Genomic DNA, 21,014 nt, shown 5'->3' with positions numbered 1-21,014 from the left:
GCACGCCAGATGGGACGCCATCGACGCTCCGCCGCCGGCCCCGCCGCGGCGGACCACGCGGACGGCCGGACAGGCAGCCACCGGGGCGGCGGACGCCGCAAGAGGCGGGCGGCGCCCGTACGGACCGGGCTCCTCGGCGTCTCCGCGGCCGTGGCCATGGGCGCCGTCGCGGTGGCCTCCGGGCTGCTGCCCGGCGGTGAAAACTTCTCCCTGGGCGGCGACAGCGGCGCGGGCGAGCGGGTCCGCGCCAACGGCCCGGCCGACCTGGACGCGCAGGGCGGCAGCAGCGCGGAGCCCACGGGCGGGGCGTCGCCGCCCGCCGACCGCCCCGAGCGCGCGCACGCGCCGTCGAAGTCCCCGTCGCCCAAGCCCCCCAAGCCCTCCACCACCCCTTCCGAGCGGGAGACGGTCGCGGACAGCAAGACGGAGAAGCCCGCCGACCAGAAGGACAAGGCGCGCGAGAGCGACAAGAGCAGCGAGCCGGCCCCCAGTGAGCCCGCCCCGCCCCGCACGCCCCCGGCGACGGAGAGCGGCGACAAGGCCGGGAAGGGCGTCGGCTCCGGAGCGGCGTCGACCGCCGAGGCCGCCGTGCTGACCCTGGTGAACCAGGAGCGGTCGAAGGCCGGCTGCACCCCGGTACGGCCCAACCAGCTGCTGGCCAAGCTCGCCGGGGACTTCAGCCAGGACATGGCCGCCCGCGGCTTCTTCGACCACACCGACCCGGACGGGGCGACCCCCTGGGACCGCGCCGACAAGGCGGGCATCGACGATCTGGGCGGCGAGAACATCGCCCGCGGCCAGGCCGACGCCCGGTCGGTGATGGATGCCTGGATGAAGAGCGAAGGCCACCGCGCGAACATATTGAACTGCGACTACAAGACCCTGGGCGTCGGCGTACATATCGCCGGCGGCGGCCCCTGGTGGACTCAGGACTTCGGCTTCTGATCCCCTGATGAGCGCCTGCTGATCGCCCCGCGCGTCAGCAGAAATGCCCTCGTCGAACGCGACGGGGGCATTTGCTTTTGTGTACTGGCCACTGAATGCAGGATGCACTCACCGGTCGGCGGCGCTCAGATCCTGACGGCGCTCGCGCGCGGCGGACGCTGACAGCGGGGGCAGAAGTAGCTGGAGCGGTTCATCCAGGGGCGCCGGCGCATCGCCGTACCGCAGCGGCGGCAGGGCTCGTCCTCGCGCCCGTACGCGTCCAGCGACCGGTCGAAGTAACCGGACTCGCCGTTCACATTGACGTAGAGACTGTCGAAACTGGTTCCACCGACGGCGAGGGCCGCGTTCATCACGTCCCGCACATGACCGAGGAGCTCGGTCGACAGGGGGCGGGTGAGGGTCGCGGTGGGGCGCTCGTAGTGCAGCCGCGCGCGCCACAGCGCCTCGTCCGCGTAGATGTTGCCGACGCCGCTGATCAGCGACTGGTCGAGGAGTGCGCGCTTGACGGTCGTACGGCGCAGGCGCATCGCCGTATGGAACGCCGCCTCGTCGAACGCCGGGTCCAGTGGGTCGCGTGCGATGTGCGCGATGACGTCGGGCAGGCCGTCGGGGGTGTTGTCGTGCAACGACAGCCCGCCGAAGGTGCGCTGGTCGACGAAGCGCAGCTCGGTGTCCAGGGCGTCGTCGAAGCGGACACGGATCCGCAGGTGCTTCTCGTCCGTCGCGCCCTGCGGCTGCACGAGCAGCTGGCCGCTCATCCCGAGGTGGCCGAGGATCGACGAGTCGGTGTCCTCCAGCGGCAGCCAGAGGTACTTGCCGCGTCGGCGCGCGGCGCCGACGCGGTGGCCTTCGAGGCGGGTGGCGAAGTCCTGGCCGCCCGCGAGATGACGGCGTACGGCACGCGGGTGCAGGACCTGCACCTCGGAGACGGTCCTGCCGGTGACCCAGCGTTCCAGCCCGCGGCGTACGACTTCGACCTCGGGAAGCTCGGGCACGGGTCTCCTCCGGGAGGGCGGCCGACGGAGCTGAACGGCCTGGGGTGGGTGCCCAGGTGCCCCCGACCGGAATCCGGTCGGGGGCACCTGGGTCAAAGGCCTCGGAACTCAGGCAGTGGCCGGGGCAGACGACTCTGTGTCGTCGGTCGTCGTCGCCACGGGAGCGGCCTTGGCCGCCTCCGCGCGCTCGTCCGCGTCCGCGCTGATCGCGCGCCACGCGGACTCCGCCGCCTGCTGTTCCGCTTCCTTCTTGCTGCGGCCGGTGCCGGTGCCGTACGAGACACCACCGACGCGGGCAGCAGCGGTGAAGGTTTTTTCGTGGTCCGGTCCGGTCTCCGTGACCAGGTACTCGGGAACACCGAGCCCTTCGGTCGCAGTCAGTTCTTGGAGACTCGTCTTCCAGTCCAGGCCGGCGCCCAGGCTCGAAGACTTCTCGATCAGTGGATCAAAGAGCCGGTGCACCAGTTGCGATGCCGTGCCCAGACCTTGATCGAGATAGACCGCGCCGATCACCGCTTCAAGGGTGTCGGCCAGGATGGATGCCTTGTCCCTGCCGCCCGTGCCCTCTTCGCCCCGGCCGAGCCGGATGAAGGAGCCGAGTTCCAGGCCGCGGCCCACCTCAGCAAGCGCACGAGAATTGACCACAGCGGCCCGCAGTTTGGCCAGTTGGCCTTCCGGCAGGTCGGGATGGGTCCGGTACAGCGTGTCCGTGACCACCAGACCGAGCACGGAGTCCCCGAGGAACTCCAGTCGCTCATTGGTGGGCAGACCGCCATTCTCGTACGCGTACGAACGGTGGGTCAGCGCACGCACCAGAAGGGCGGACTCGAGCTGATAGCCGAGCCGCCCTTCCAGAAGCGTGTGGGACGAGGCCGTGTTCTCCGCCGGCTTCTTGGCGTTTTCCGCCTTGGCGTCATCCGCCGTTTTGTGGCTAGACACGGTGCCTCTCAACAGCCGCTCAGACCTCGAGGACCTGGCGCTTGTTATAAGTGCCGCAGCTCGGGCACGCAATGTGCTGAAGCTTCGGCTCCTGGCAACGCTCACACGAAACCAGGGTGGGGACCGCAGCCTTCCACTGCGACCGGCGGTGGCGCGTGTTGCTGCGCGACATCTTCCGCTTCGGAACAGCCACGGCTACTTCTCCTGCTTCTCGTCGACGCCCGACTCGGCGGCGCCGCCAATGTTGTCCTTCTCGCCGTCCTGGATGGTCCCAGCGAGTCCTTGCAGTGCCGCCCAACGGATGTCGACGGCGTCATGGTTGTGATCGGGATTCTCGTCCAGCCTGATTCCGCACTGGGAACACAGGCCGGCACATTCCTCCCGGCACACCGGCTGCATCGGCAGTGCGAGCACTACCGCATCACGCAGCACGGACTCGAGGTCGAACAAGCCGTCCTCGAGGTGAAGCGTGTCCTCGTCGTCCTCGGCGTCGTCGGCCGGTTCCGCTTTTTTCGAGCGGCCACGGTCGTCGGCGTCAGGGTACGAGAACATTTCCTGGTAATCCGCTGCAACCCTGAGCTCCAGCGGCTCCAGACACCTTACGCACTCCCCCACGGCCGTTGCACGGGAGGTGCCTGTGACAAGCACCCCGTCCATGACGGATTCGAGGCGGAGCTTGAGATTGATCGGTGCGCCCTCGGGCACACCGATCACCCCTTCGATACCGAAGTCCTTGGGGGCTGCTACCGAGCGGGTCAGCCGCTGGAGCGCACCGGGACGCCGGCCCAGCTCGTGTGTGTCGAACACGAGAGGGTTGCGGTGGTCAAGGCGGGCGTTCAGGGGTGTCCTGCTTTCGGATCGCGGTGGTGGGCTGCCATGCCGCGGAACACGATTCGGGCAGCCGGGATCGCGGACGTACTCGCGACCGAACAACCAGGATACTGGACGCTTCCGCCAGGACCCAATCCGGTGCCGGACGCCCCCTAGCGCCCCTGATCGTACTCGCGGAGCTGATCGAGGTTGATCACGCTCGTGTCGAACAGGCTGGTCTCGTCGAGCGAGCTCCGGGGCTGCTGAGGCTGCTGGTGCTCCGCGGCCTGCGGCTGCTCGTAGCCCTGCTGTCCGTAGCCCTGCTGCTCGTACACCTGGTCGTAGCCCTGCTGCTGGTACGCGTAGGGATCCTGCTGCTGGTACGCGTACGGGTCCTGCGGCTGCCGCTGGTACGCGTAGGGGTCCTGGGGCTGCTGCTGGTACCCGTACGGGTCGTACGGCTGCTGCGCGGGGACCTGCGGCTGCTCCCGCGGCGGCGCGGGGGCGTGCGCCTGCTGCGGGACCGCGTGCGCGGCCTGCGGCTCGGCGAGGTCCGCCAGGAAGTCGGAGTCGCTGCTGTGCTGCGGCCCCGCATCGTCCTGGGCCGCCATGTGCAGGCCGAGCTCGTCCGATGCCACCTGTCCGTGCAACTTCTGCCGGCCGCGGCCGACCGCCTCAAGGGTCTTGGACAGGACGGCCTGGAACGCGCCGATCTTGGTGTCGACGTACTCGTCCGCGCGCTGCCGCAGGGTCTCCGGATCGTGGCTGCGCTCCGGGGCCTCCTCGTCGGGGTAGCCCTGCTCGTCGAGCCCGGGGCCCCGGCCGAGCAGCTTCTCGCGGCCGCGGTCGACGGAGCCGAGGGTCTTGGTGAGGACGACCTCGAAGTTCGCGAGCTTGGAGTCGACGTACTCGTCGGCCTCGACCCGGATCTCGTCGGCCTCGCGGCGCGCATCGGTGAGGATCCGGTCCGCCTCGTCCTGGGAGCGCAGGGCGACCTCGGTGTCGGAGATCAGGGAGCCGCGCTGGGCGTGCGCGGATTCGATGATCCGCTCGGCCTCCTGGCGAGCCTGCTCGGCGAGCTGCTCCCGGCCGCCGATCAGCTCCTGGGCCTGCGCGAGCGAGCCCGGCAGGGCGTCGCGCACCTCTTCGAGCATCGAGAGCAGGTCGGCGCGGTTGACCACGCACGAGGCCGACATGGGCATGGACCGGGCGCTGCCGATCGCCTCGACAATCTCATCGAGCTTCTTCTGCACGTCCACCGCGAGCTCGCCACCTGTTCTTTCGGCCGGGGGTCCGGGGGTCTTCTCGCAGCGGCGCGGAACGCCTGCCTGGAGACGGACGGGACGACTGTACGGCCAGTCGGCGTCCGACCGACACCGGGTGACGGGCCGTCAGTGGGTCACTTCTGGCCGAGGCGTTCGGTGAGGGCCTCATGGACCACCTCGGGAAGCAGGTGGGAGACGTCGCCGCCCCAGGCCGCGACCTCCTTGACCAGTGAGGAGGAGAGGAAGCTGTAGGTGGGGTTGGTCGGGACGAACAGCGTCTCGACGCCCGAGAGCCCGTTGTTCATCTGGGCCATCTGCAGCTCGTAGTCGAAGTCGCTGACCGCGCGCAGGCCCTTGACGATGGCCGGGATGTCGCGCTGCTTGCAGAAGTCGACGAGCAGTCCGTGATGGGACTCCACCTCGACGTTGCCGTAGTCGACGGTGACCTGCCGGATCAGATCGATCCGCTCCTCGACGGTGAACAGGCTCTTCTTGCCCTGATTGATCATCACCGCCACGTGTACGACGTCGTACAGCTTGGAGGCGCGGCCAATGATGTCGAGATGTCCATTGGTGATCGGGTCGAATGACCCGGGACAGACGGCGCGGCGCATCTGTACTCCCTCGCTCTCCGGTCCGGTCATCGTGCGTCTTCGCACGCAGCGGCGGCGCGACCGTACCAAAACGTCGCCTCGCCGTAGCGACGGGCCCGCAGTGGCTCGAATCCCCTGGGCCACTTGAACTCTCCGCCTCTGGTGCTGCGCTCCACGGTGGCGAGGGCATCGTCCGTGAGCCACCCCCGGGTGCGGAGTGTGAGCAGGATCTCGCGAAGATCGTCGTCGGTGACGGCGAACGGCGGGTCCAGGAACACCACGTCGTACGGGATCTCCGGCGCCGCACCTGTCACGATCTGCTCCGCTGTGCCCGCCCTGACCTCGGCGCCGGGCAGACCCAGCGTCCGGACGTTCTCCCGGACCGTGCGGACGGAGGTGCTGTCCGCCTCGACCAGCAGGGCGTGCACGGCGCCGCGGGAGAGCGCCTCCAGGCCGATGGCGCCCGAGCCCGCGTACAGGTCGACGATCCTGGTGCCGGCCAGTGAGCCGAGGAGCGACTCCCAGGTGGAGAACATGCCCTCGCGCGCACGGTCGGATGTGGGACGGGTGCCGTTGCCCGGCGGAACGGCCAGGCGGCGTCCGCCGGCTGTGCCGGCGATCACGCGGGTCATGAGTGTCGGGCCTCGGATCGGGTGTCGTGGGTGGAGGGGCTGACTTCCTCCCACGATATGGCGTCGGTCCGGATCGGTCCCGGCCGGGACCGGTGACCCGGGACCACCCTCAGCTGTGAGCCGCCCGTCATCCCTCGCTCATCCCCCTGGCCCGTCCCTTGCTCACCCCTCGGCTCGTCCCCTGCCCGTCCCTTGCTCACCCCTTGTCGAGGTACTGCTCACGCTCCTCGTCCAGGAGTGCGTCCAGGGCCGTGCGCAGCTCGGGGAACCGTTCGAGGTCGGGGTCGTCGGCGACCACCAGGACGGCCTCCTCGCGGGCCGCCGCGATGACCTCCTCGTCGTCGATGACGGTGAGCATCCGCAGCGAGGACCTGACTCCGGACTGGGCCCGGCCGAGCACATCGCCCTCGCGCCGCTGTTCGAGGTCGATGCGGGAGAGCTCGAAGCCGTCGAGGGTGGCGGCCACGGCGGCGAGGCGGGCGCGGGCCGGGCTCGCCTCGTGCATCTCGCTGACCAGCAGGCACAGCCCGGCGGCCGAGCCGCGGCCGACCCGGCCGCGCAGCTGATGCAGCTGCGATACGCCGAAGCGGTCGGCGTCCATGATCACCATGGCGGTGGCGTTGGGGACATTGACGCCGACCTCGATGACGGTGGTGGCGACCAGGACGTCCACCTCGCCGGCCGAGAAGCGGCGCATCACGTCGTCCTTGTCGTCGGGCGGCATCCGCCCGTGCAGGACTTCGATGCGCAGGCCCTTCAGCGGACCGGCGGCGATCTGCTCGGCGATCTCCATGACCGCGAGCGGCGGCCGCTTCTCGGGGTCCTCGTCGGCGGACTTCTTCTGGGCGGCCTTGGGGTCGTCGTCACCGTCGCCGATGCGGGGGCAGACGACGTACGCCTGGTGGCCGTTCTCCACTTCCTCGCGCACCCGTTCCCAGGCGCGGGCGAGGAAGTGCGGCTTGTCCTTGGCCGGTACGACATGGCTGGCGATCGGCAGCCGGCCGGCCGGGAGCTGGTCGAGGACCGAGGTCTCCAGATCGCCGAAGACCGTCATCGCGACCGTGCGCGGGATGGGTGTCGCCGTCATCACCAGCAGGTGCGGTGGCTGCTTGCCCTTGGAGCGCAGGGCGTCGCGCTGCTCGACCCCGAACCGGTGCTGCTCGTCGACCACGACCAGGCCCAGATCCTGGAACTGCACCTTGTCCTCGATCAGCGCGTGGGTGCCGATCACGATGCCCGCCTCGCCCGTGACCAGGTCGAGGAGGGCCCGGCGGCGGGCGGGCACCCCCATGGAGCCGGTGAGCAGCACCACTTTCGTGCCGAGCTCCGCGCCGCCGAGCATGCCGCCCTCGGCGAGCTCGCCCATCATCTCGGTGATGGAGCGGTGGTGCTGCTGGGCGAGCACCTCGGTGGGCGCGAGCATCGCGGCCTGGCCGCCCGCGTCGACCACCGTGAGCATCGCGCGCAGCGCCACCATCGTCTTCCCGGATCCGACTTCGCCCTGGAGCAGCCGGTGCATGGGGTGCTCGGTGGCGAGATCGTCGAAGATCTCCTTCGTGACGGTGAGCTGGCCCTCGGTGAGGGTGAAGGGCAGCTTGGCGTCGAAGGCGTCGAGAAGGCCGCCGGGCGTGGGGGTGCGGGCCACGGCGGGCAGTTGGTGCTCGGCGAGGCGACGGCGTGCGAGGGCGACCTGAAGGACGAACGCCTCGTCCCACTTGAGGCGGTCCCGTGCCTCGGCGATGTCCGCCTTGGTGCGCGGGCGGTGGACCTTGCGGAAGGCGTCGGGCAGCCCGGTCAGTCCGCGTCCCTCGCGGAGCGCGGGCGGCAGCGGGTCGCCGACCTCCTGCCAGCCGGTGGCCTCCATCGAGTCCAGGACCAGGTCGACCGTCTTGGCGATCTTCCAGGACTCCATCTGGGCGCAGGCCGGGTAGAGCGGGATCAGCTGGTTCGCCCAGACCTCGGCGGCGTCGTCCTCGCTGTCCTTGCCGAGCATTTCGTACGCCGGGTGGGAGAGCTGGCGGATCTTGCGGAATATGCCGACCTTGCCGGAGAACATGCCGCGGCGGCCGGGCAGCAGCTCCTTCTGGTGGTGGTAGATCGACCTGCCGAAGAAGACCAGCTGGAGCCGTCCGCTGCCGTCGGTGAGGGTCACCTCCAGCCGCTGGCCCTTGCCGTTGTTGAACCGCAGGACGCGGGCGTCGGCGACCTGGGCGAGCACGGTGGCGTGCTCGTCGAGCGGGAGGTCGGCGAGCTGGGTCAGCTCGCCGCGCTCGGCGTACCGCCGCGGGTAGTGGTGCAGCAGGTCACCGACCGTGTGCAGGTCGAGGTGCTCGGCCATCACCTTCGCGGTGGTGCCGCCGAGCGTCTTCTTGAGTGGTTCGTCGAGCGCGGGCACGCGATCCATTGCACACCACTCCACTGACAACGGGCCACGCCCCCTCGCGGGAACGCGCCGGGAGTTGCTGCCGTGGCGGCTTCCTCCGGAGCTATTCGACGCCGATCAGGAGCGGCGACGAGTGCCTGCCGCCCTCGTACGTCACGGTGTCGACGGCCAGGTGGGATTCGCGTACGTGGGCTTCCAGCTGCTCGGCGAGGTCGGGCCGGCTCGCTTCGCCGAGGATCAGGGTGACCATCTCGCCGCCCGCCGCCAGCATCCGGTCGAGCACCGCGCGGGCCGTCGTGGTCAGGTCGGCGCCGATGACGACCACGTCGCCGTCGATCAGGCCCAGCACATCGCCGGCCTGGCAGATGCCCGCCATCGTCCAGGACTGCCGTTCGGCCACGGCCACTTCGCCGTAGCGGGTGGCGCCGGCCGCCGATGTCATCGCCACGACGTCCTCGTCGAAGCGGCGGTCGGGCTCATGGACGGCGAGGGCCGCGATGCCCTGGACCGCGGCCCGGGTGGGGATGAGGGCGACCCGTACGCCTTCGGTACGGACCTGCTCGGCGGCGGCCGCCGCGGTGTGGCGCAGGTCCGCGTCGTTCGGCAGCAGGACCACCTCGCGCGCGTGAGCCCGCCGGATCGCCTCCGCCAGCTCGCCGCTCGCGGGCGGCTCCCCGGGGCGCGCGAGGACCGTGGTCGCGCCGGCCTGGGCGCACAGGTCGGCGAGCCCCTCGCCCGGGACCACCGCGACGACCGCACGCTGGGCGCGCTCGCGGGGCGGGGCCGCCCGGTCGGCGGCGAAGTGCGTGATGCGGATGCGGTACGGGCGGCCCGCATCCACGCCCGCCTCCACGGCGGCGCCCGCGTCGTCCACGTGCACATGGACGTTCCACAGGCCGTCGCCGCCGACAACCACCAGGGAGTCGCCGAGTGCGTCGAGCCGGGTCCGCAGCCGGGCGACCGCCGTGTCGTCCGCCTCCAGGAGGTAGAGCACTTCGAAGGCCGGGCCGCCGTCCGCCGGGAAGTCCGAGGGGTCGGCCGGGTCCGTGTGACAGCCGTCGGCCACGAGCGCGTGCGCCGGCTGCTTGCGCGCGGTGACTGCCTCGCCCGAGACCACTTCGACAAGGGCGCCGAGCAGGGTCACCAGTCCCTGGCCGCCCGCGTCCACGACGCCCGCGCGGCTCAGCACGGCCAGCTGCCCGGGGGTCGCGTCCAGCGCCTGGCGCGCCCCTTCGTACGCCGCGCGCGCCACCTGGGCCGTGCCGCCCACGGCGCTCTCCCCGGCGGTGGCCGCGGCTGCGGCCACGGTCAGGACGGTGCCCTCCACGGGGTGCGCGACCGCCTGGTAGGCCGCTTCGGAGGCCCTGCGCAGTGCGCGGCGCAGCACGTCGGCCCTCATGACCGGCGCCCCTTCGGCGGGGACCTCTTCGGACAGCACCTGTTCCATGCCGCGCAGCAGCTGCGCCAGGATGGTCCCCGAATTGCCCCGCGCCCCGATCAGCGCGCCATGGGCCATCGCCCGCATCGTGTCGGCGAGGGCGGGGACCGAGGTGGCGCCGGTGACCGTCTCGTGCGCGGTGAAGACCGCTTCCACCGCCTGGGCCGCGGATTCCACCGTCAGGTAGAGATTTGTGCCGGTGTCTCCGTCCGCGACCGGATAGACATTGATCGCGTCGATCTCCTCGCGGGCCCTGCCCAGGGCTTCCAGCGCCAGTGAGCACCAGGTGCGCACCGCGACGGCGTCGAGGTTCTGCGGCACCTGGCGTCCTCCTTGAGAGCGGTTGCACCGCAGGGTAGACCCGCAACGAGCCCGGTCAGGGCCGGGGGCCGGGGCGGGGGCAGCGGCAGCCATGGTAGTTTCGTTGTACGGGAGCAGCCGATGTATGCTGCTCCGGTTGCCCGATGAGAATCGGGACTTTCCCCCGGCTACGCCACTCGAATCTTCGATCCCGGCATGCCGGGATCCATTGTAAGAGCACCTGAAGTCTTTGGAGTGACCCGTGGCTGCCAACTGCGACGTCTGCGGCAAGGGGCCGGGCTTCGGCAATAGTATTTCGCACTCGCACCGCCGTACGTCTCGTCGCTGGAATCCCAACATCCAGCGCGTGCGTGCAGTGGTCGGTCGGACGCCGAAGCGGCTCAACGTCTGCACTTCGTGCATCAAGGCCGGCAAGGTCTCGCGCTGACGTAACGCCAAGCGCGGCCACCTAGCTGGTTGCTTAAGAACCGGTCCATCCTTGTGATGGGCCGGTTTTTTCTGCCCACTTCCCCCTGCGCCCCCTGTGAGCTGCCAGAATCGGCGGGTGCGCTTCGGAATCCTGGGTCCTTTCGACATACGTTCCGACGACGACGCGGACAGCGAAGGTGGGGACGGCGGGGACGCCGTGCTCGATGCTGGCGGCCCACGCCCGCGCGCCCTCCTCGCCTTGCTGCTGCTCGACGTGGGCCGCGTGGTGGGCACCGACCGGCTGATCGACGGTCTGTACGGGGGCGAGCCGCCGGCCGGTGCCGCCAACGCGCTCCAGTCCCAGGTGTCCCGGCTGCGCAAGCGTCTCGGGGTACGCGTCGAGTCGCTGCCCGCCGGATACCGCCTGGTCGCGGACCCCGAGGACGTCGACGTCCACCGCTTCGAACGGCTCTCCCGCGAGGGACACCGGGCCCTGACCGCGGGCGATCACCGGCGGGCGGCCGAGCTGCTGCGCGAGGCGCTCGGGCTGTGGCGGGGCCCCGCCCTGGCGGATCTGGCCTCCGTGCCGTTCGCCGAGGCGCAGGCGGTCCGGCTCGACGAGCTGCGGCTGGCCGCGGTGCAGGACCGCACGGAGGCGGATCTCGCGCTGGGCAGCGGCTCCGAGCTGGTGCCCGAGCTGCGCGGGCTCATCGCCGTACACCCGTTGCGGGAGCGGTCGTACGGGCAGCTGATGCGGGCCCTGCACGCGGCAGGACGCCCGGCCGAGGCCCTGACCGTGTACGAGGATGCCCGCCGCACGCTCTCCGACGAGCTGGGCGCCGACCCCTCCCCCGAGCTGGCCGCGCTCCACCTGGAGCTGCTGCGCGGCCAGGCTCCGCCGCGGGCGGCGGCCCATGGCGTCCCCGCGCAGCTCACCAGCTTCGTGGGCCGTACACGGGAGCTGGAACGGATCGGCTCGCTGCTTTCGGCCGGGCGGCTGGTGACGCTGACCGGGCCCGGCGGGGCCGGCAAGACGCGGCTGGCGGTCGAGGCGGCCGGGCGCCGGGCGGGGGCGGTCTGTTACGTCGAGCTGGCGCCGCTCGCCGACGCGGCGCAGCTGCCGTACGCCGTGCTGGGTGCGCTGGGGGTGCGCGAGAGCGGCTTCCAGGACAGGGCCGGTGATGCCACCGAGCGGCTGCTGGCCGCGCTCGAAGGGCGTGAGCTGCTATTTCTCCTCGACAACTGTGAGCATCTCGTCGAGGGCGCGGCCCGGCTCGCGGGGCTGCTGCTCGGGGCCTGTCCGGGCGTACGGGTGCTGGCGACGAGCCGTGAGGCGCTGGGCATCACCGGTGAGGCCCTGTGCCCGCTGCCGCCGCTCGCACCCGACGGAGCCGTCGCCCTGTTCACCGACCGGGCGGCGGCCGTACACCCCGGCTTCGGTGAGGGCGGCAGCCGCGAGGAGCACGCGCGCGTGGAGCACATCTGTGCGGCGCTGGACGGGCTGCCGCTGGCCATCGAACTGGCGGCGGCCCGGCTGCGTACCCTCACGCTCGGCGAGATCGCGGCCCGTCTCGACGACCGCTTCCGGCTGCTGTCGCGCGGGGACCGCACCAAGGCGCCGCGCCACCGGACCCTGCGCGCGGTCGTGGAGTGGAGCTGGGAGCTGCTCGACGACGAGGAGCGGCTGCTGGCGCCGCGGCTGACGGTGTTCCGCGGGGGCGCGACGCTGGACGCGGTCGAGCAGGTCTGCGGTGTCGCGGGCGCCGAGGACGTGCTGGCCTCGCTCGTCGAGAAGTCCTTCGTGGAGGTGGCGGACGGGCGCTACCGGATGCTGGACACCATCCGGGCCTTCTGCGCGGAGCGGCTGGCCGGGGAGGAGACCGCGCTGCCCGCGGCGCACGCCGCGTACTTCCTGGAACTGGCCGAGACCGCCGAGCCCTTCCTGCGCGGCGCGGCTCAGCTCGCCTGGCTGGCAGGGCTGGACGCCGAGCACGCCAATCTCCTCGCGGCGCTGCGCCACGGCGACCGGTCCACCGCGCTGCGTCTGCTGGCCAGGATTTCCTGGTACGTACGCCTGCGCGGCCGGCAGGGCGAGCTGGTACCGCTGGCCGTCGAACTGCTGGCCGCGGTGGGCCCGCAGGCGCCCGAAGGGCTCATCGAGGAGTACGTCATTTGTGTGCTCAACACCCTCACCGGTCAGGGGGATCCCGGTGAACCCGCTCTGATCGAGCGGGTGGACGCCCTCATGGCCACCCCGGGCCTGACGCTGCGGCTGCCGTTCACGCTCGTTCTGTGGTCGCTGGCGAGCGGGCCGCAGCGCGGCAACGAGGAGTGGGTGCGCAGGCTGCGGCGCGACGATCCGTGGACCGTGGCGATGTACCGCATGGGCGAGGGGTTCCAGGAGCTGTTCGCCGGGCGGCCACCGGAGTCGGAGACCGCGTTCGCCGACGCTCTGGACGGCTTTCGCGCGACCGGTGATCGCTGGGGCGCGGCCAACTGCCTCGATCCGCTGGCGATGTTCGCGCACTGGCTGGGGGACACCGGGCGCGCGCTGGCGCTGGTCGACGAGGCGCTCGTACTCGTGCGGGAACTGGCGGCGCCCGAGGAGACCGCCGATCTGCTGCTGCGCAGGGCGGCGATCCAGCTGCACGCGGGCCGGCCGGCCGAGGCGGTCGAGCTGTTCACGCGCTCCGCCGACCTCGCCCGGGGCGCCGGTGTCCCCGACAAGATCGCGGGCGCCCTGCGCGGTCTTGGCGACGCGGCCCGTCTCGCCGGTGACACGCCACGCGCGCGTGAGCACTACGAAGCGGCGCTCGAAGTGTGCGCGGCGACCTGGTTCAGCGTCGGCGAGACTCTGCGGATCTTCATCGGGCTCGGCCGCACCGCGGCGGCGGACGGCCGCCCGGAGGAGGCCCGCGACTGGTTCGGGCAGGCCCGGGACCTCGCGGTGGAGCAGCCCGAGGACATCGCGCTCGCCGATGTGGCGGAGGCCTGGGCCGAGGTGGCCGCCCCCGAGGGCGCCGCCGAACTGCTCGGCGCGGCCGAAGCGCTGCGCGGGGCCTCGCTCGCCGGTGACGTCGATGTCGTACGGGTCCGGGAAAGGGCCAGGTCGCAGCTGTCCCCGGCGGCGTACAAAACGGCGTACGCGCGCGGCCACGCCCTGCGGTCAGCGGCGGTCAGCGAACGGTAGGCGGACGGTCAGGGGGCTCCGGCAGCCTCGGGGCATGACGAAGCAGAGCGAGACCTCGCAGAGCAACACCCCGCAGGCCGGCACCGCGCAGCGGCTCGACCACCTCAGCGTTCTGATCTCCGGTGCCAGCGTCGCCGGTCCCGCACTCGCCCTCCAGCTCTCGAAGTACGGCGCGCACGTCACCGTCGTCGAGAAGGCGCCCGCCCTGCGCAAGGGCGGCTTCGCCGTCGACTTCCGCGGCCGGGCGCACCGCACGGCGCTCCAGCGCCTGGGCATCTGGGACGAGGTCCACGCCCGGCAGACCCACATGGGCTGCCAGACCGTCGTCGACGCCGACGGGAGCGCGCGGGTGGACCTGCCCGCCGCGTTCATGAGCGGCGACGTCGAGATCTTCCGCGGTGACCTCTCCGAGATCCTTTACGAGCGCACCAAGGACCGTGTCGAGTACGTCTTCGGGGACTCCATCGCCACCCTGGCCGAGGACGCCGACGGGGTCGAAGTCACCTTCGACCAGGGCGCCCCGCGCCGCTTCGACCTCGTCGTCGGAGCCGACGGCCTGCACTCGCACACCCGCCGGCTGGCCTTCGGCGACGAGGGGCACTCCCTGCGCCATCTCGGGTACTACGTCGCGGGCTTCGACCTGCCCAACCACCTCGGTCTGGACCGGACCGCCCGGATCTACAGCGAGCCCGACCGGATGGTTTCCCTCTCCAACTACGACGGCGACCCGGAGCGGGCCGGCGCGGCGCTGGTCTTCGCCTCGGAGCGGCTGGACTACGACCGGCACGACATCGCCGCGCAGAAGAAGATCCTCGCGGAGCGGTTCGCGGACGTGGGCTGGGAGACACCTGGGATCCTGGCGGCGCTGGAGGCGACGGAGAGTCTGTACTTCGACGCGATCGCGCAGGTCCACGTCGAGCGGCTGTCCAAGGGCCGGGTCGTGCTACTCGGTGACGCAGGGTACGGCGCCACGATGGGCGGCATGGGCACCGGCTCCGCCATCGTCTGCGCTTACGTCCTGGCCGGTGAACTGGCTCTCGTAGGCGGCGACCACCAGGTCGCGTTCGCCGCCTACGAGGCCGAGGTCACCGACTACGCGAAGGGCTGCCAGAAGACGGCGGAGGGCGCGGGCCCGTTCCTGGCGCCGCCCACCGAGAAGAAGGTCCGCCAGCGCGACCGCGCCTACCGGATGCTGAGCTCGCGGCTGCTCGCCGGAGTCTTCAAGAGGCTCACGGAGAAGGCCGCCTCGGCGATCATGCTGAAGGACTATTCCTGAGCCGCCAGCCGTGGTCGACCGGGCCGATTCCGCCGCCGAGCGCGAAGCCGGCGGCGATCGCCTCGGTCACGTACTCCTTGGCGGCCCGCACGGCCTGCGGCACATCGAGGCCCTTCGCGAGACCCGACGCGATGGCCGACGCGAGGGTGCACCCCGTGCCGTGCGTGTGCCGGTTGTCGTGCCGGGGCGCGCGCAGCCAGTGTTCGTCGGTGCCGTCCGTCAGCAGGTCGACCGCTTCGCCCGTCAGGTGCCCGCCCTTGATGAGCGCCCACCGCGGCCCGAACGCGAGCAGGGCGTCGGCGGCCCGCCGCATGTCTGTCTCGGACTCCACCCGGACGCCGGTGAGCTGGGCCACCTCGTCGAGATTGGGCGTCGCGACGGTCGCGGTGGGCAGGAGCCTGGTCCGTACGGCGTCGAGCGCGGAGTCGGCGAGCAGCGCGTCCCCGTGCTTGGAGACGCCCACCGGGTCCACGACCACCGGGGCGTCCGTGCCGGCCAGCAGTTCGGCGACGGCCTCGACGAGTTCGGCCGACGACAGCATCCCGGTCTTCACGGCCTGTACGCCGATGTCGCCGACGACGCTGCGGTACTGGGCGCGTACAGCTTCCACCGGCAGGTCCCAGACGCCCTGCACGCCCAGCGAGTTCTGCGCGGTCACCGCGGTGAGCACGCTCATGCCGTGCACACCGAGGGCGAGCATCGTCTTGAGGTCGGCCTGGATGCCCGCACCGCCGCCGGAGTCGGACCCGGCGACGGTGAGCACACAAGGAAGTATTCGCATACCCGCGAATCTAGTACGCCGCGGCTCCGGGGGTGTGCCGGCTACTGCCCCGTCTCGATGTCGCCGAAGTGGTCCCAGCCGCCCTTGCTCGTCCACGGCGCGCCGTCGACAGTCACCTGGGGCAGCGCCGACGGGTTGAGTACCTCGCCGATCACCTTCCAGCGGGCGGGCAGTTTCACGTCCGGCGGGAAGGTCGCCACGATCGCGTGGTCCTCACCGCCGGTCAGCACCCACTGGAGCGGGTCCACGCCGACGGCCTGCCCGATGTCGTACATCTGCGAGGGAATGTCGATCAGCCCGGACCGCAGGTCGATCCGGACCTTGCTGGCCTCCGCGATGTGCCCGAGGTCCGCGACGAGCCCGTCACTCACGTCGGTCATGGCGGTGGCGCCGAGCCCGGCGGCCGCGGGGCCCGCGTGATACGGCGGTTCGGGGCGCCGGTGTGCCTCGACGAAGGCCCGCGGTGAGCGGAAGCCGCGCGAGAGTACCGCGTGCCCGGCGGCCGACCAGCCCAGCCATCCGGTGACGGCGACGATGTCGCCGGAGTGGGCGCCGGATCGGGTGACCGGCTCGTGGTTGCGCAGATCACCGAGTGCGGTGATCGCCACCGTGATGGTGTCGCCGCGTACGACGTCTCCGCCGACCACCGCCGCGCCCGCCACCTGGCACTCGTCCCTGATGCCGTCCATCAGCTCGGTCGGCCAGGCCACGGGGAGTTCGGCGGGGACGACGAGGCCGAGCAGCAGCGCCGTCGGGACCGCGCCCATGGCGGCGATGTCGGCGAGGTTCTGTGCGGCTGCCTTGCGGCCCACGTCGTACGCGGTGGACCAGTCGCGCCGGAAGTGGCGCCCCTCAAGGAGAATGTCCGTACTCGCCACGACCCGTCGGTCGGGAGCGGCCACGACAGCTGCGTCGTCACCGGGCCCCAGCTTTACCGCCGGGGTGGAGGTGAGCCGGGAAGTGAGCTCTCTGATGAGCCCGAACTCCCCCAACTCGCCCACAGTGCCCTTCATCGAGTCTCGCCTCTCGTATTCATCCCGGATACCCCCTTGGACCCGCTGAGCTTGCGGTCGCGAGCCATCACTGCTGTCGGTACCGTCAACACATACGTCAACTTCTGTCTCCGTGCGCCGCACCGCGTGCGTCACCGGCCGCGCAAGTCTCCCCGCTGCCCACGACGACGCGATACGGTGGCGTCCCTTCTCCCCACATGATCCTCGTGGCCGCCCTGGAGGTTCCGTGGTACAGGCGTACATCCTTATTCAGACCGAGGTCGGCAAGGCGTCGATCGTCGCCGATCTCATCGGCAAGATTCAGGGAGTGATCCAGGCCGAGGACGTGACCGGACCCTATGACGTGATCGTGCGTGCGCAGGCAGATACGGTCGATGCACTCGGCCGCATGGTGGTGGCCAAGGTCCAGCAAGTGGACGGCATCACCCGCACCCTGACCTGCCCGGTCGTCCATCTGTAGCCCCGTCTACGCTTGGCCGGTGACTTCTCCCCGCCGGCTTCTGTGTCTGTCCGCCGCCCTGCTGCTCGCCACCGCGGGCTGCTCCCTGACGGACGACGCCGTGGCGATCCCGGTTCCCACCCTGTCCGCGGAAGCGGCCACGGTGTGCCGGGCGCTGCACAAGGAGCTGCCGGGGTCGGTCGACGGCCAGGACTCCCGTACCGCGGATCCCGGGTCGGACTTCACCGCTGCGTGGGGAGACCCGGCGATCGTACTGCGCTGCGGGGTCCCCCGACCGGAGAAAATGGGGGACCCGCAGGCGCAGGGAGTGGACGCCGACGGCGTCAACTGGCTGCACGAGCCGCAGGAAAACGGCGGCCAGCGCTTCACCAGCACCTACCGCGAGGCCTACGTCGAGATCACCTTCCCCGCGAAGTACGCCCACGACATCACGCCGTTGGCGGCCTTCGCGGGGCCGGTGAAGAAGACCGTGCCGTCCAGCCTCTGAGGCCCGCTAGCGCAGACCCGTCGGGCGGCGCAGCGCCGCCTGGATCAGCAGGTCGACGAGTTCCGCGTACGCGACGCCGCTCTCCTGCCACATCCGCGGGTACATCGAGATCGGGGTGAAGCCCGGCATCGTGTTGATCTCGTTGATCACGAACTCGCCGTTCTCCTGCAGGAAGAAGTCGGCGCGCACCAGGCCCTCGCAGGACACCGCTTCGAACGCGTCGACCGCGAGCCGCCGCACCTCGGCGGTCTGCTCGTCGGTGAGCGGCGCCGGCACCAGGCCGGTGGCCGAGTCGATGTACTTGGCCTCGAAGTCGTAGAAGTCGTGCGACGTGACGGGCGGGATCTCGGCGGGCACGCTCGCGCGCGGCCCGTCCTCGAACTCCAGCACACCGCACTCGATCTCACGGCCGCGCAGCAGCGACTCGATGAGGATCTTCGGGTCGTGGCGCTGCGCCTCCTCGATCGCCTCGTCGAGACCGGACAGGTCGTCGACCTTGGTGATGCCCATCGAGGAGCCGGCGCGGGCCGGCTTGACGAAGAGCGGCCAGCCGTGGTCGGCGGCGAAGCCCACGATCTTCTTCCGGGTGGCGGCTGGGTCCAGTTCCCACTCGCGCGGGCGGATGACCTCGTACGGGCCGACGGGCAGCCCGAAGGAGATGAACACCCGCTTCATGTACTCCTTGTCCTGGCCGACGGCCGAGGCGAGGACGCCGCAGCCGACGTACGGGACGCCGGAGAGCTCCAGCAGCCCCTGGAGGGTGCCGTCCTCGCCGTACGGGCCGTGCAGGACGGGGAAGACGACGTCGACCTCGCCCAGCGCCTTGGGCACCGAGCCCGGTTCGCTGTAGACGACCTCGCGGCTGCCCGGGTCGACGGAGAGGACCACGCCGCCGGCCACCGATTCGGCGAGGTCATCGACGGTCGGCAGGGTCCGGTCGGCGATGGCCATCCGGTCGGGATCGTCGCTGGTCAGGGCCCAGCGGCCGTCCGTGGTGATCCCGATCGGCAGGACATCGTACTTCTCACGGTCGATGGACCGCAGTACGGCGCCGGCCGTGACGACCGAGATGGCGTGTTCGGAGCTGCGACCGCCGAACACGACGGCTACGCGCGGCTTGCGCTGCGGCTCAGGGCTGTGGGAGGAGTTCTCGCTGCTCATATCGCACTGAGCGTACCCGTAGGTACGCGCGTCAGCGGCGCTCGGGCTTGGCGCTGCGCGCCATCAGTTCCTTGACCGCGACGAGCGGCGGCTTTCCCTCGTGGACGATGCTCACCACCGTCTCGGTGATCGGCATGTCGACGTCGTGCCGGCGCGCGAGATCCAGGACGGACTCGCAGGACTTGACGCCCTCCGCGGTCTGCTTGGTCGCCGCGATGGTCTCCTGGAGCGTCATGCCGCGCCCGAGGTTCTTGCCGAAGGTGTTGTTGCGCGAGAGCGGCGACGAGCAGGTCGCGACGAGGTCGCCCATGCCCGCGAGTCCCGCGAAGGTGTGCGCGTCGGCGCCCATGGCCAGGCCGAGCCGGGTGGTCTCGGCGAGCCCGCGGGTGATCAGCGAGGCCTTGGTGTTGTCGCCCAGGCCCATGCCGTCCGCGATGCCGACGGCCAGCGCGATGACGTTCTTGACGGCCCCGCCCAGCTCGCAGCCGACGACGTCGGTGTTGGTGTACGGGCGGAAGTACGGGGTGTGGCAGGCGGCCTGGAAGCGGGTGGCGGCCTCCTCGTCCCGGCAGGCGACGACCGCGGCGGCCGGCTGGCGGGCGGCGATCTCCTTGGCCAGGTTGGGGCCGGTCAGGATCGCGACGCGCTCGCCGGGGACCTTGGCGACCTCCTCGATCACCTCGCTCATCCGCTTCGCGGTGCCGAGTTCGACGCCCTTCATCAGGGAGACGAGCAGGGTGTCGGCGGGCAGCAGCGGCGCCCACGCGGCGAGATTGATCCGCAGCGTCTGCGAGGGCACGGCGAGCACCGTGAAGTCGGCGCCGTCCGCGGCCTCGGCGGGGTCGGTGGTGGCCCGCAGCGACGCGGGGAGTTCGACGCCCGGCAGATAGTCCGGGTTGGTCCGGGTGGTGTTGACGGCCTCGACGAGCTCGGGGCGGCGGCCCCAGAGGGTCACCTCGCAGCCCGCGTCGGCGAGGACCATCCCGAAGGCCGTGCCCCAGGAGCCCGTTCCGAATACGGCTGCCCTGACCGGGTGGCGTGTCACTTTGCGCCCTCTCCCGCGGCCTTGCGCCGCTGCTCTGCACGGACCGTGCGGTGGTCGTACGGCTCGGCGGGCACGGGCTCGCCGCGCAGGTCCGCGAGCTGCTCGGTGATGGCCGCCATGATGAGCTCGGTGGCCTCGCGCAGGACGTCGGGGGTGGGGTCCAGGTCGTAGAACCGGTCGAGGTCGACCGGCGGACCCGCCTGCACCTGAAGCGTCTTGCGCGGGAAGAACTGGAATTTGTTCTCCTTGGCGTACGGCGGCATCGCCAAGTTGGCGCCCCACTGGGCCACCGGAATGACCGGGGCCTTCGTCAGGAGGGCGACGCGCGCCGCACCGGACTTGCCTTCCATCGGCCACATGTCGGGGTCGCGGGTGAGGGTGCCTTCGGGATAGAAGGCCACGCACTCGCCGTGCTCGATGGCGGCGACGGCGGCACGGAACGCGTCCAGGGCGTTGCCGGTGTCGCGGTAGACGGGGATCTGGCCCGTACCGCGCAGCATCATGCCGACGAAGGGCGTCCGGAACAGACCGGCCTTGGCGAGGAGGCGGGGAACACGGCCCGTGTTGTACTGAAAGTGCCCGTAGGACAGCGGGTCCAGATACGAGTTGTGATTGACCGCGGTGATGAATCCGCCTTCGGCGGGAATGTGCTCCATTCCGTGCCAGTCCCGCTTGAACAGCACCATCAGCGGCGGTTTTGCGATGACCGCTGCCAGGCGGTACCAGAAGCCGATTCTGCGGCGGGACACTCGGACACCTTCCTTTAGGACCTGGCTGCTCTGTGCACCGATACGCCTGGTCAGGCGCACAAGTGTGGCCCCAGGCCCCTTGTCTGTCGAGAACACCGTACGCCCCGGTTTCGGGGCCCCACC

The 21,014-nt window shown here is 71.1% G+C and carries 20 protein-coding genes; 6 read left to right on the top strand and 14 right to left on the bottom strand.

What is annotated here, in order from left to right; translation table 11 throughout:
• Nucleotides 1-9: 9 nt before the first annotated feature.
• On the top strand, nucleotides 10-945 hold the full coding sequence (locus QMK30_RS04285; protein ID WP_283515776.1) for a CAP domain-containing protein: 936 nt from the start codon (nucleotides 10-12) through the stop codon (nucleotides 943-945).
• Between the two features lie 125 nt (nucleotides 946-1,070).
• Here the strand turns inward: QMK30_RS04285 and mutM are convergent, their stop codons facing one another.
• The 9 genes from mutM to QMK30_RS04240 all read right to left on the bottom strand — a co-directional run bounded on the left by mutM (nucleotide 1,071) and on the right by QMK30_RS04240 (nucleotide 10,321).
• Nucleotides 1,071-1,940 (bottom strand): bifunctional DNA-formamidopyrimidine glycosylase/DNA-(apurinic or apyrimidinic site) lyase, encoded by an 870-nt coding sequence (gene mutM / locus QMK30_RS04280; protein ID WP_283515775.1) that lies wholly within the window; start codon nucleotides 1,938-1,940, stop codon nucleotides 1,071-1,073.
• Between the two features lie 108 nt (nucleotides 1,941-2,048).
• Nucleotides 2,049-2,891, bottom strand: coding sequence for a ribonuclease III (gene rnc, locus QMK30_RS04275; protein ID WP_283515774.1), 843 nt, complete (start codon nucleotides 2,889-2,891; stop codon nucleotides 2,049-2,051).
• A 7-nt stretch (nucleotides 2,892-2,898) separates the two neighbouring features.
• On the bottom strand, nucleotides 2,899-3,072 hold the full coding sequence (gene rpmF / locus QMK30_RS04270; protein ID WP_003965982.1) for a 50S ribosomal protein L32: 174 nt from the start codon (nucleotides 3,070-3,072) through the stop codon (nucleotides 2,899-2,901).
• A 2-nt stretch (nucleotides 3,073-3,074) separates the two neighbouring features.
• A complete protein-coding gene (locus QMK30_RS04265) occupies nucleotides 3,075-3,719 on the bottom strand; it encodes a YceD family protein (RefSeq protein ID WP_283515881.1) in 645 nt (214 codons plus the stop codon).
• 143 nt (nucleotides 3,720-3,862) lie between these two features.
• The gene (locus QMK30_RS04260) at nucleotides 3,863-4,948 is read right to left on the bottom strand and encodes a F0F1 ATP synthase subunit B (protein WP_283515773.1); all 1,086 of its coding nucleotides are present in this window, start codon (nucleotides 4,946-4,948) and stop codon (nucleotides 3,863-3,865) included.
• 140 nt (nucleotides 4,949-5,088) lie between these two features.
• Entirely contained in the window at nucleotides 5,089-5,568 is a 480-nt protein-coding gene (coaD, locus tag QMK30_RS04255) for a pantetheine-phosphate adenylyltransferase (RefSeq protein WP_283515879.1), read from the bottom strand.
• Between the two features lie 26 nt (nucleotides 5,569-5,594).
• Nucleotides 5,595-6,179: a 16S rRNA (guanine(966)-N(2))-methyltransferase RsmD gene (gene rsmD, locus QMK30_RS04250; RefSeq protein WP_283515772.1), complete on the bottom strand. Its 585-nt coding sequence runs from the start codon at nucleotides 6,177-6,179 to the stop codon at nucleotides 5,595-5,597.
• 196 nt (nucleotides 6,180-6,375) lie between these two features.
• Nucleotides 6,376-8,583, bottom strand: coding sequence for an ATP-dependent DNA helicase RecG (gene recG, locus QMK30_RS04245; RefSeq protein ID WP_283515771.1), 2,208 nt, complete (start codon nucleotides 8,581-8,583; stop codon nucleotides 6,376-6,378).
• 82 nt (nucleotides 8,584-8,665) lie between these two features.
• Nucleotides 8,666-10,321: a DAK2 domain-containing protein gene (locus QMK30_RS04240; protein WP_283515770.1), complete on the bottom strand. Its 1,656-nt coding sequence runs from the start codon at nucleotides 10,319-10,321 to the stop codon at nucleotides 8,666-8,668.
• Between the two features lie 241 nt (nucleotides 10,322-10,562).
• On the opposite strand from QMK30_RS04240, the gene rpmB reads away from it, so the two are divergent.
• The 3 genes from rpmB to QMK30_RS04225 all read left to right on the top strand — a co-directional run bounded on the left by rpmB (nucleotide 10,563) and on the right by QMK30_RS04225 (nucleotide 15,195).
• Nucleotides 10,563-10,748, top strand: coding sequence for a 50S ribosomal protein L28 (gene rpmB, locus QMK30_RS04235; RefSeq protein ID WP_078877327.1), 186 nt, complete (start codon nucleotides 10,563-10,565; stop codon nucleotides 10,746-10,748).
• 117 nt (nucleotides 10,749-10,865) lie between these two features.
• Nucleotides 10,866-13,919, top strand: coding sequence for an AfsR/SARP family transcriptional regulator (locus tag QMK30_RS04230; protein ID WP_283515769.1), 3,054 nt, complete (start codon nucleotides 10,866-10,868; stop codon nucleotides 13,917-13,919).
• A gap of 34 nt (nucleotides 13,920-13,953) precedes the next feature.
• Complete coding sequence (locus tag QMK30_RS04225) at nucleotides 13,954-15,195, top strand: FAD-dependent monooxygenase (RefSeq protein ID WP_283515768.1); 1,242 nt, start codon at nucleotides 13,954-13,956, stop codon at nucleotides 15,193-15,195.
• Here QMK30_RS04225 and thiD read toward each other — a convergent pair.
• Together thiD and QMK30_RS04215 are read right to left on the bottom strand one after the other, a co-directional pair.
• Nucleotides 15,173-15,976 carry a bifunctional hydroxymethylpyrimidine kinase/phosphomethylpyrimidine kinase gene (gene thiD / locus QMK30_RS04220; protein ID WP_283515767.1) on the bottom strand — a complete coding sequence of 268 codons (804 nt, stop codon included), beginning with the start codon at nucleotides 15,974-15,976 and terminating at the stop codon, nucleotides 15,173-15,175. The genes QMK30_RS04225 and thiD overlap by 23 nt on opposite strands.
• A gap of 41 nt (nucleotides 15,977-16,017) precedes the next feature.
• Nucleotides 16,018-16,989 carry a thiamine-phosphate kinase gene (locus QMK30_RS04215; RefSeq protein WP_283515766.1) on the bottom strand — a complete coding sequence of 324 codons (972 nt, stop codon included), beginning with the start codon at nucleotides 16,987-16,989 and terminating at the stop codon, nucleotides 16,018-16,020.
• Between the two features lie 226 nt (nucleotides 16,990-17,215).
• On the opposite strand from QMK30_RS04215, the gene QMK30_RS04210 reads away from it, so the two are divergent.
• The gene (locus QMK30_RS04210; RefSeq protein ID WP_283515765.1) at nucleotides 17,216-17,449 is read left to right on the top strand and encodes an Lrp/AsnC ligand binding domain-containing protein; all 234 of its coding nucleotides are present in this window, start codon (nucleotides 17,216-17,218) and stop codon (nucleotides 17,447-17,449) included.
• A 19-nt stretch (nucleotides 17,450-17,468) separates the two neighbouring features.
• Nucleotides 17,469-17,936: a DUF3515 domain-containing protein gene (locus tag QMK30_RS04205; protein WP_283515764.1), complete on the top strand. Its 468-nt coding sequence runs from the start codon at nucleotides 17,469-17,471 to the stop codon at nucleotides 17,934-17,936.
• A gap of 6 nt (nucleotides 17,937-17,942) precedes the next feature.
• Here QMK30_RS04205 and QMK30_RS04200 read toward each other — a convergent pair whose 3' ends face one another.
• From QMK30_RS04200 to QMK30_RS04190, 3 genes are read right to left on the bottom strand one after another with little or no spacing between them, the layout of a single operon-like run.
• Entirely contained in the window at nucleotides 17,943-19,097 is a 1,155-nt protein-coding gene (locus tag QMK30_RS04200; protein WP_283515763.1) for a D-alanine--D-alanine ligase family protein, read from the bottom strand.
• Between the two features lie 31 nt (nucleotides 19,098-19,128).
• Nucleotides 19,129-20,142: an NAD(P)H-dependent glycerol-3-phosphate dehydrogenase gene (locus QMK30_RS04195; RefSeq protein WP_283515762.1), complete on the bottom strand. Its 1,014-nt coding sequence runs from the start codon at nucleotides 20,140-20,142 to the stop codon at nucleotides 19,129-19,131.
• Nucleotides 20,139-20,891 carry a lysophospholipid acyltransferase family protein gene (locus QMK30_RS04190; protein WP_283515761.1) on the bottom strand — a complete coding sequence of 251 codons (753 nt, stop codon included), beginning with the start codon at nucleotides 20,889-20,891 and terminating at the stop codon, nucleotides 20,139-20,141. The genes QMK30_RS04195 and QMK30_RS04190 overlap by 4 nt, the downstream gene beginning before the upstream one ends.
• Nucleotides 20,892-21,014: the final 123 nt, after the last annotated feature.

Source organism: Streptomyces sp. H27-C3 (assembly GCF_030063415.1).
GTDB lineage: Bacteria > Actinomycetota > Actinomycetes > Streptomycetales > Streptomycetaceae > Streptomyces.
The sequence above is the reverse complement of the archived record's forward strand: the minus strand, read 5'-3'. Positions and strand labels throughout refer to the sequence as shown.

Coding starts and splice junctions, on each gene's coding strand:
- QMK30_RS04285 (WP_283515776.1), top strand. CDS start 10: ATGGGACGCCATCGACGCTCCGCCGCCGGCCCCGCCGCGGCGGACCAC.
- coaD (WP_283515879.1), bottom strand. CDS start 5,568: ATGCGCCGCGCCGTCTGTCCCGGGTCATTCGACCCGATCACCAATGGA.
- rsmD (WP_283515772.1), bottom strand. CDS start 6,179: ATGACCCGCGTGATCGCCGGCACAGCCGGCGGACGCCGCCTGGCCGTT.
- recG (WP_283515771.1), bottom strand. CDS start 8,583: ATGGATCGCGTGCCCGCGCTCGACGAACCACTCAAGAAGACGCTCGGC.
- QMK30_RS04225 (WP_283515768.1), top strand. CDS start 13,954: ATGACGAAGCAGAGCGAGACCTCGCAGAGCAACACCCCGCAGGCCGGC.
- thiD (WP_283515767.1), bottom strand. CDS start 15,976: ATGCGAATACTTCCTTGTGTGCTCACCGTCGCCGGGTCCGACTCCGGC.
- QMK30_RS04215 (WP_283515766.1), bottom strand. CDS start 16,989: ATGAAGGGCACTGTGGGCGAGTTGGGGGAGTTCGGGCTCATCAGAGAG.
- QMK30_RS04200 (WP_283515763.1), bottom strand. CDS start 19,097: ATGAGCAGCGAGAACTCCTCCCACAGCCCTGAGCCGCAGCGCAAGCCG.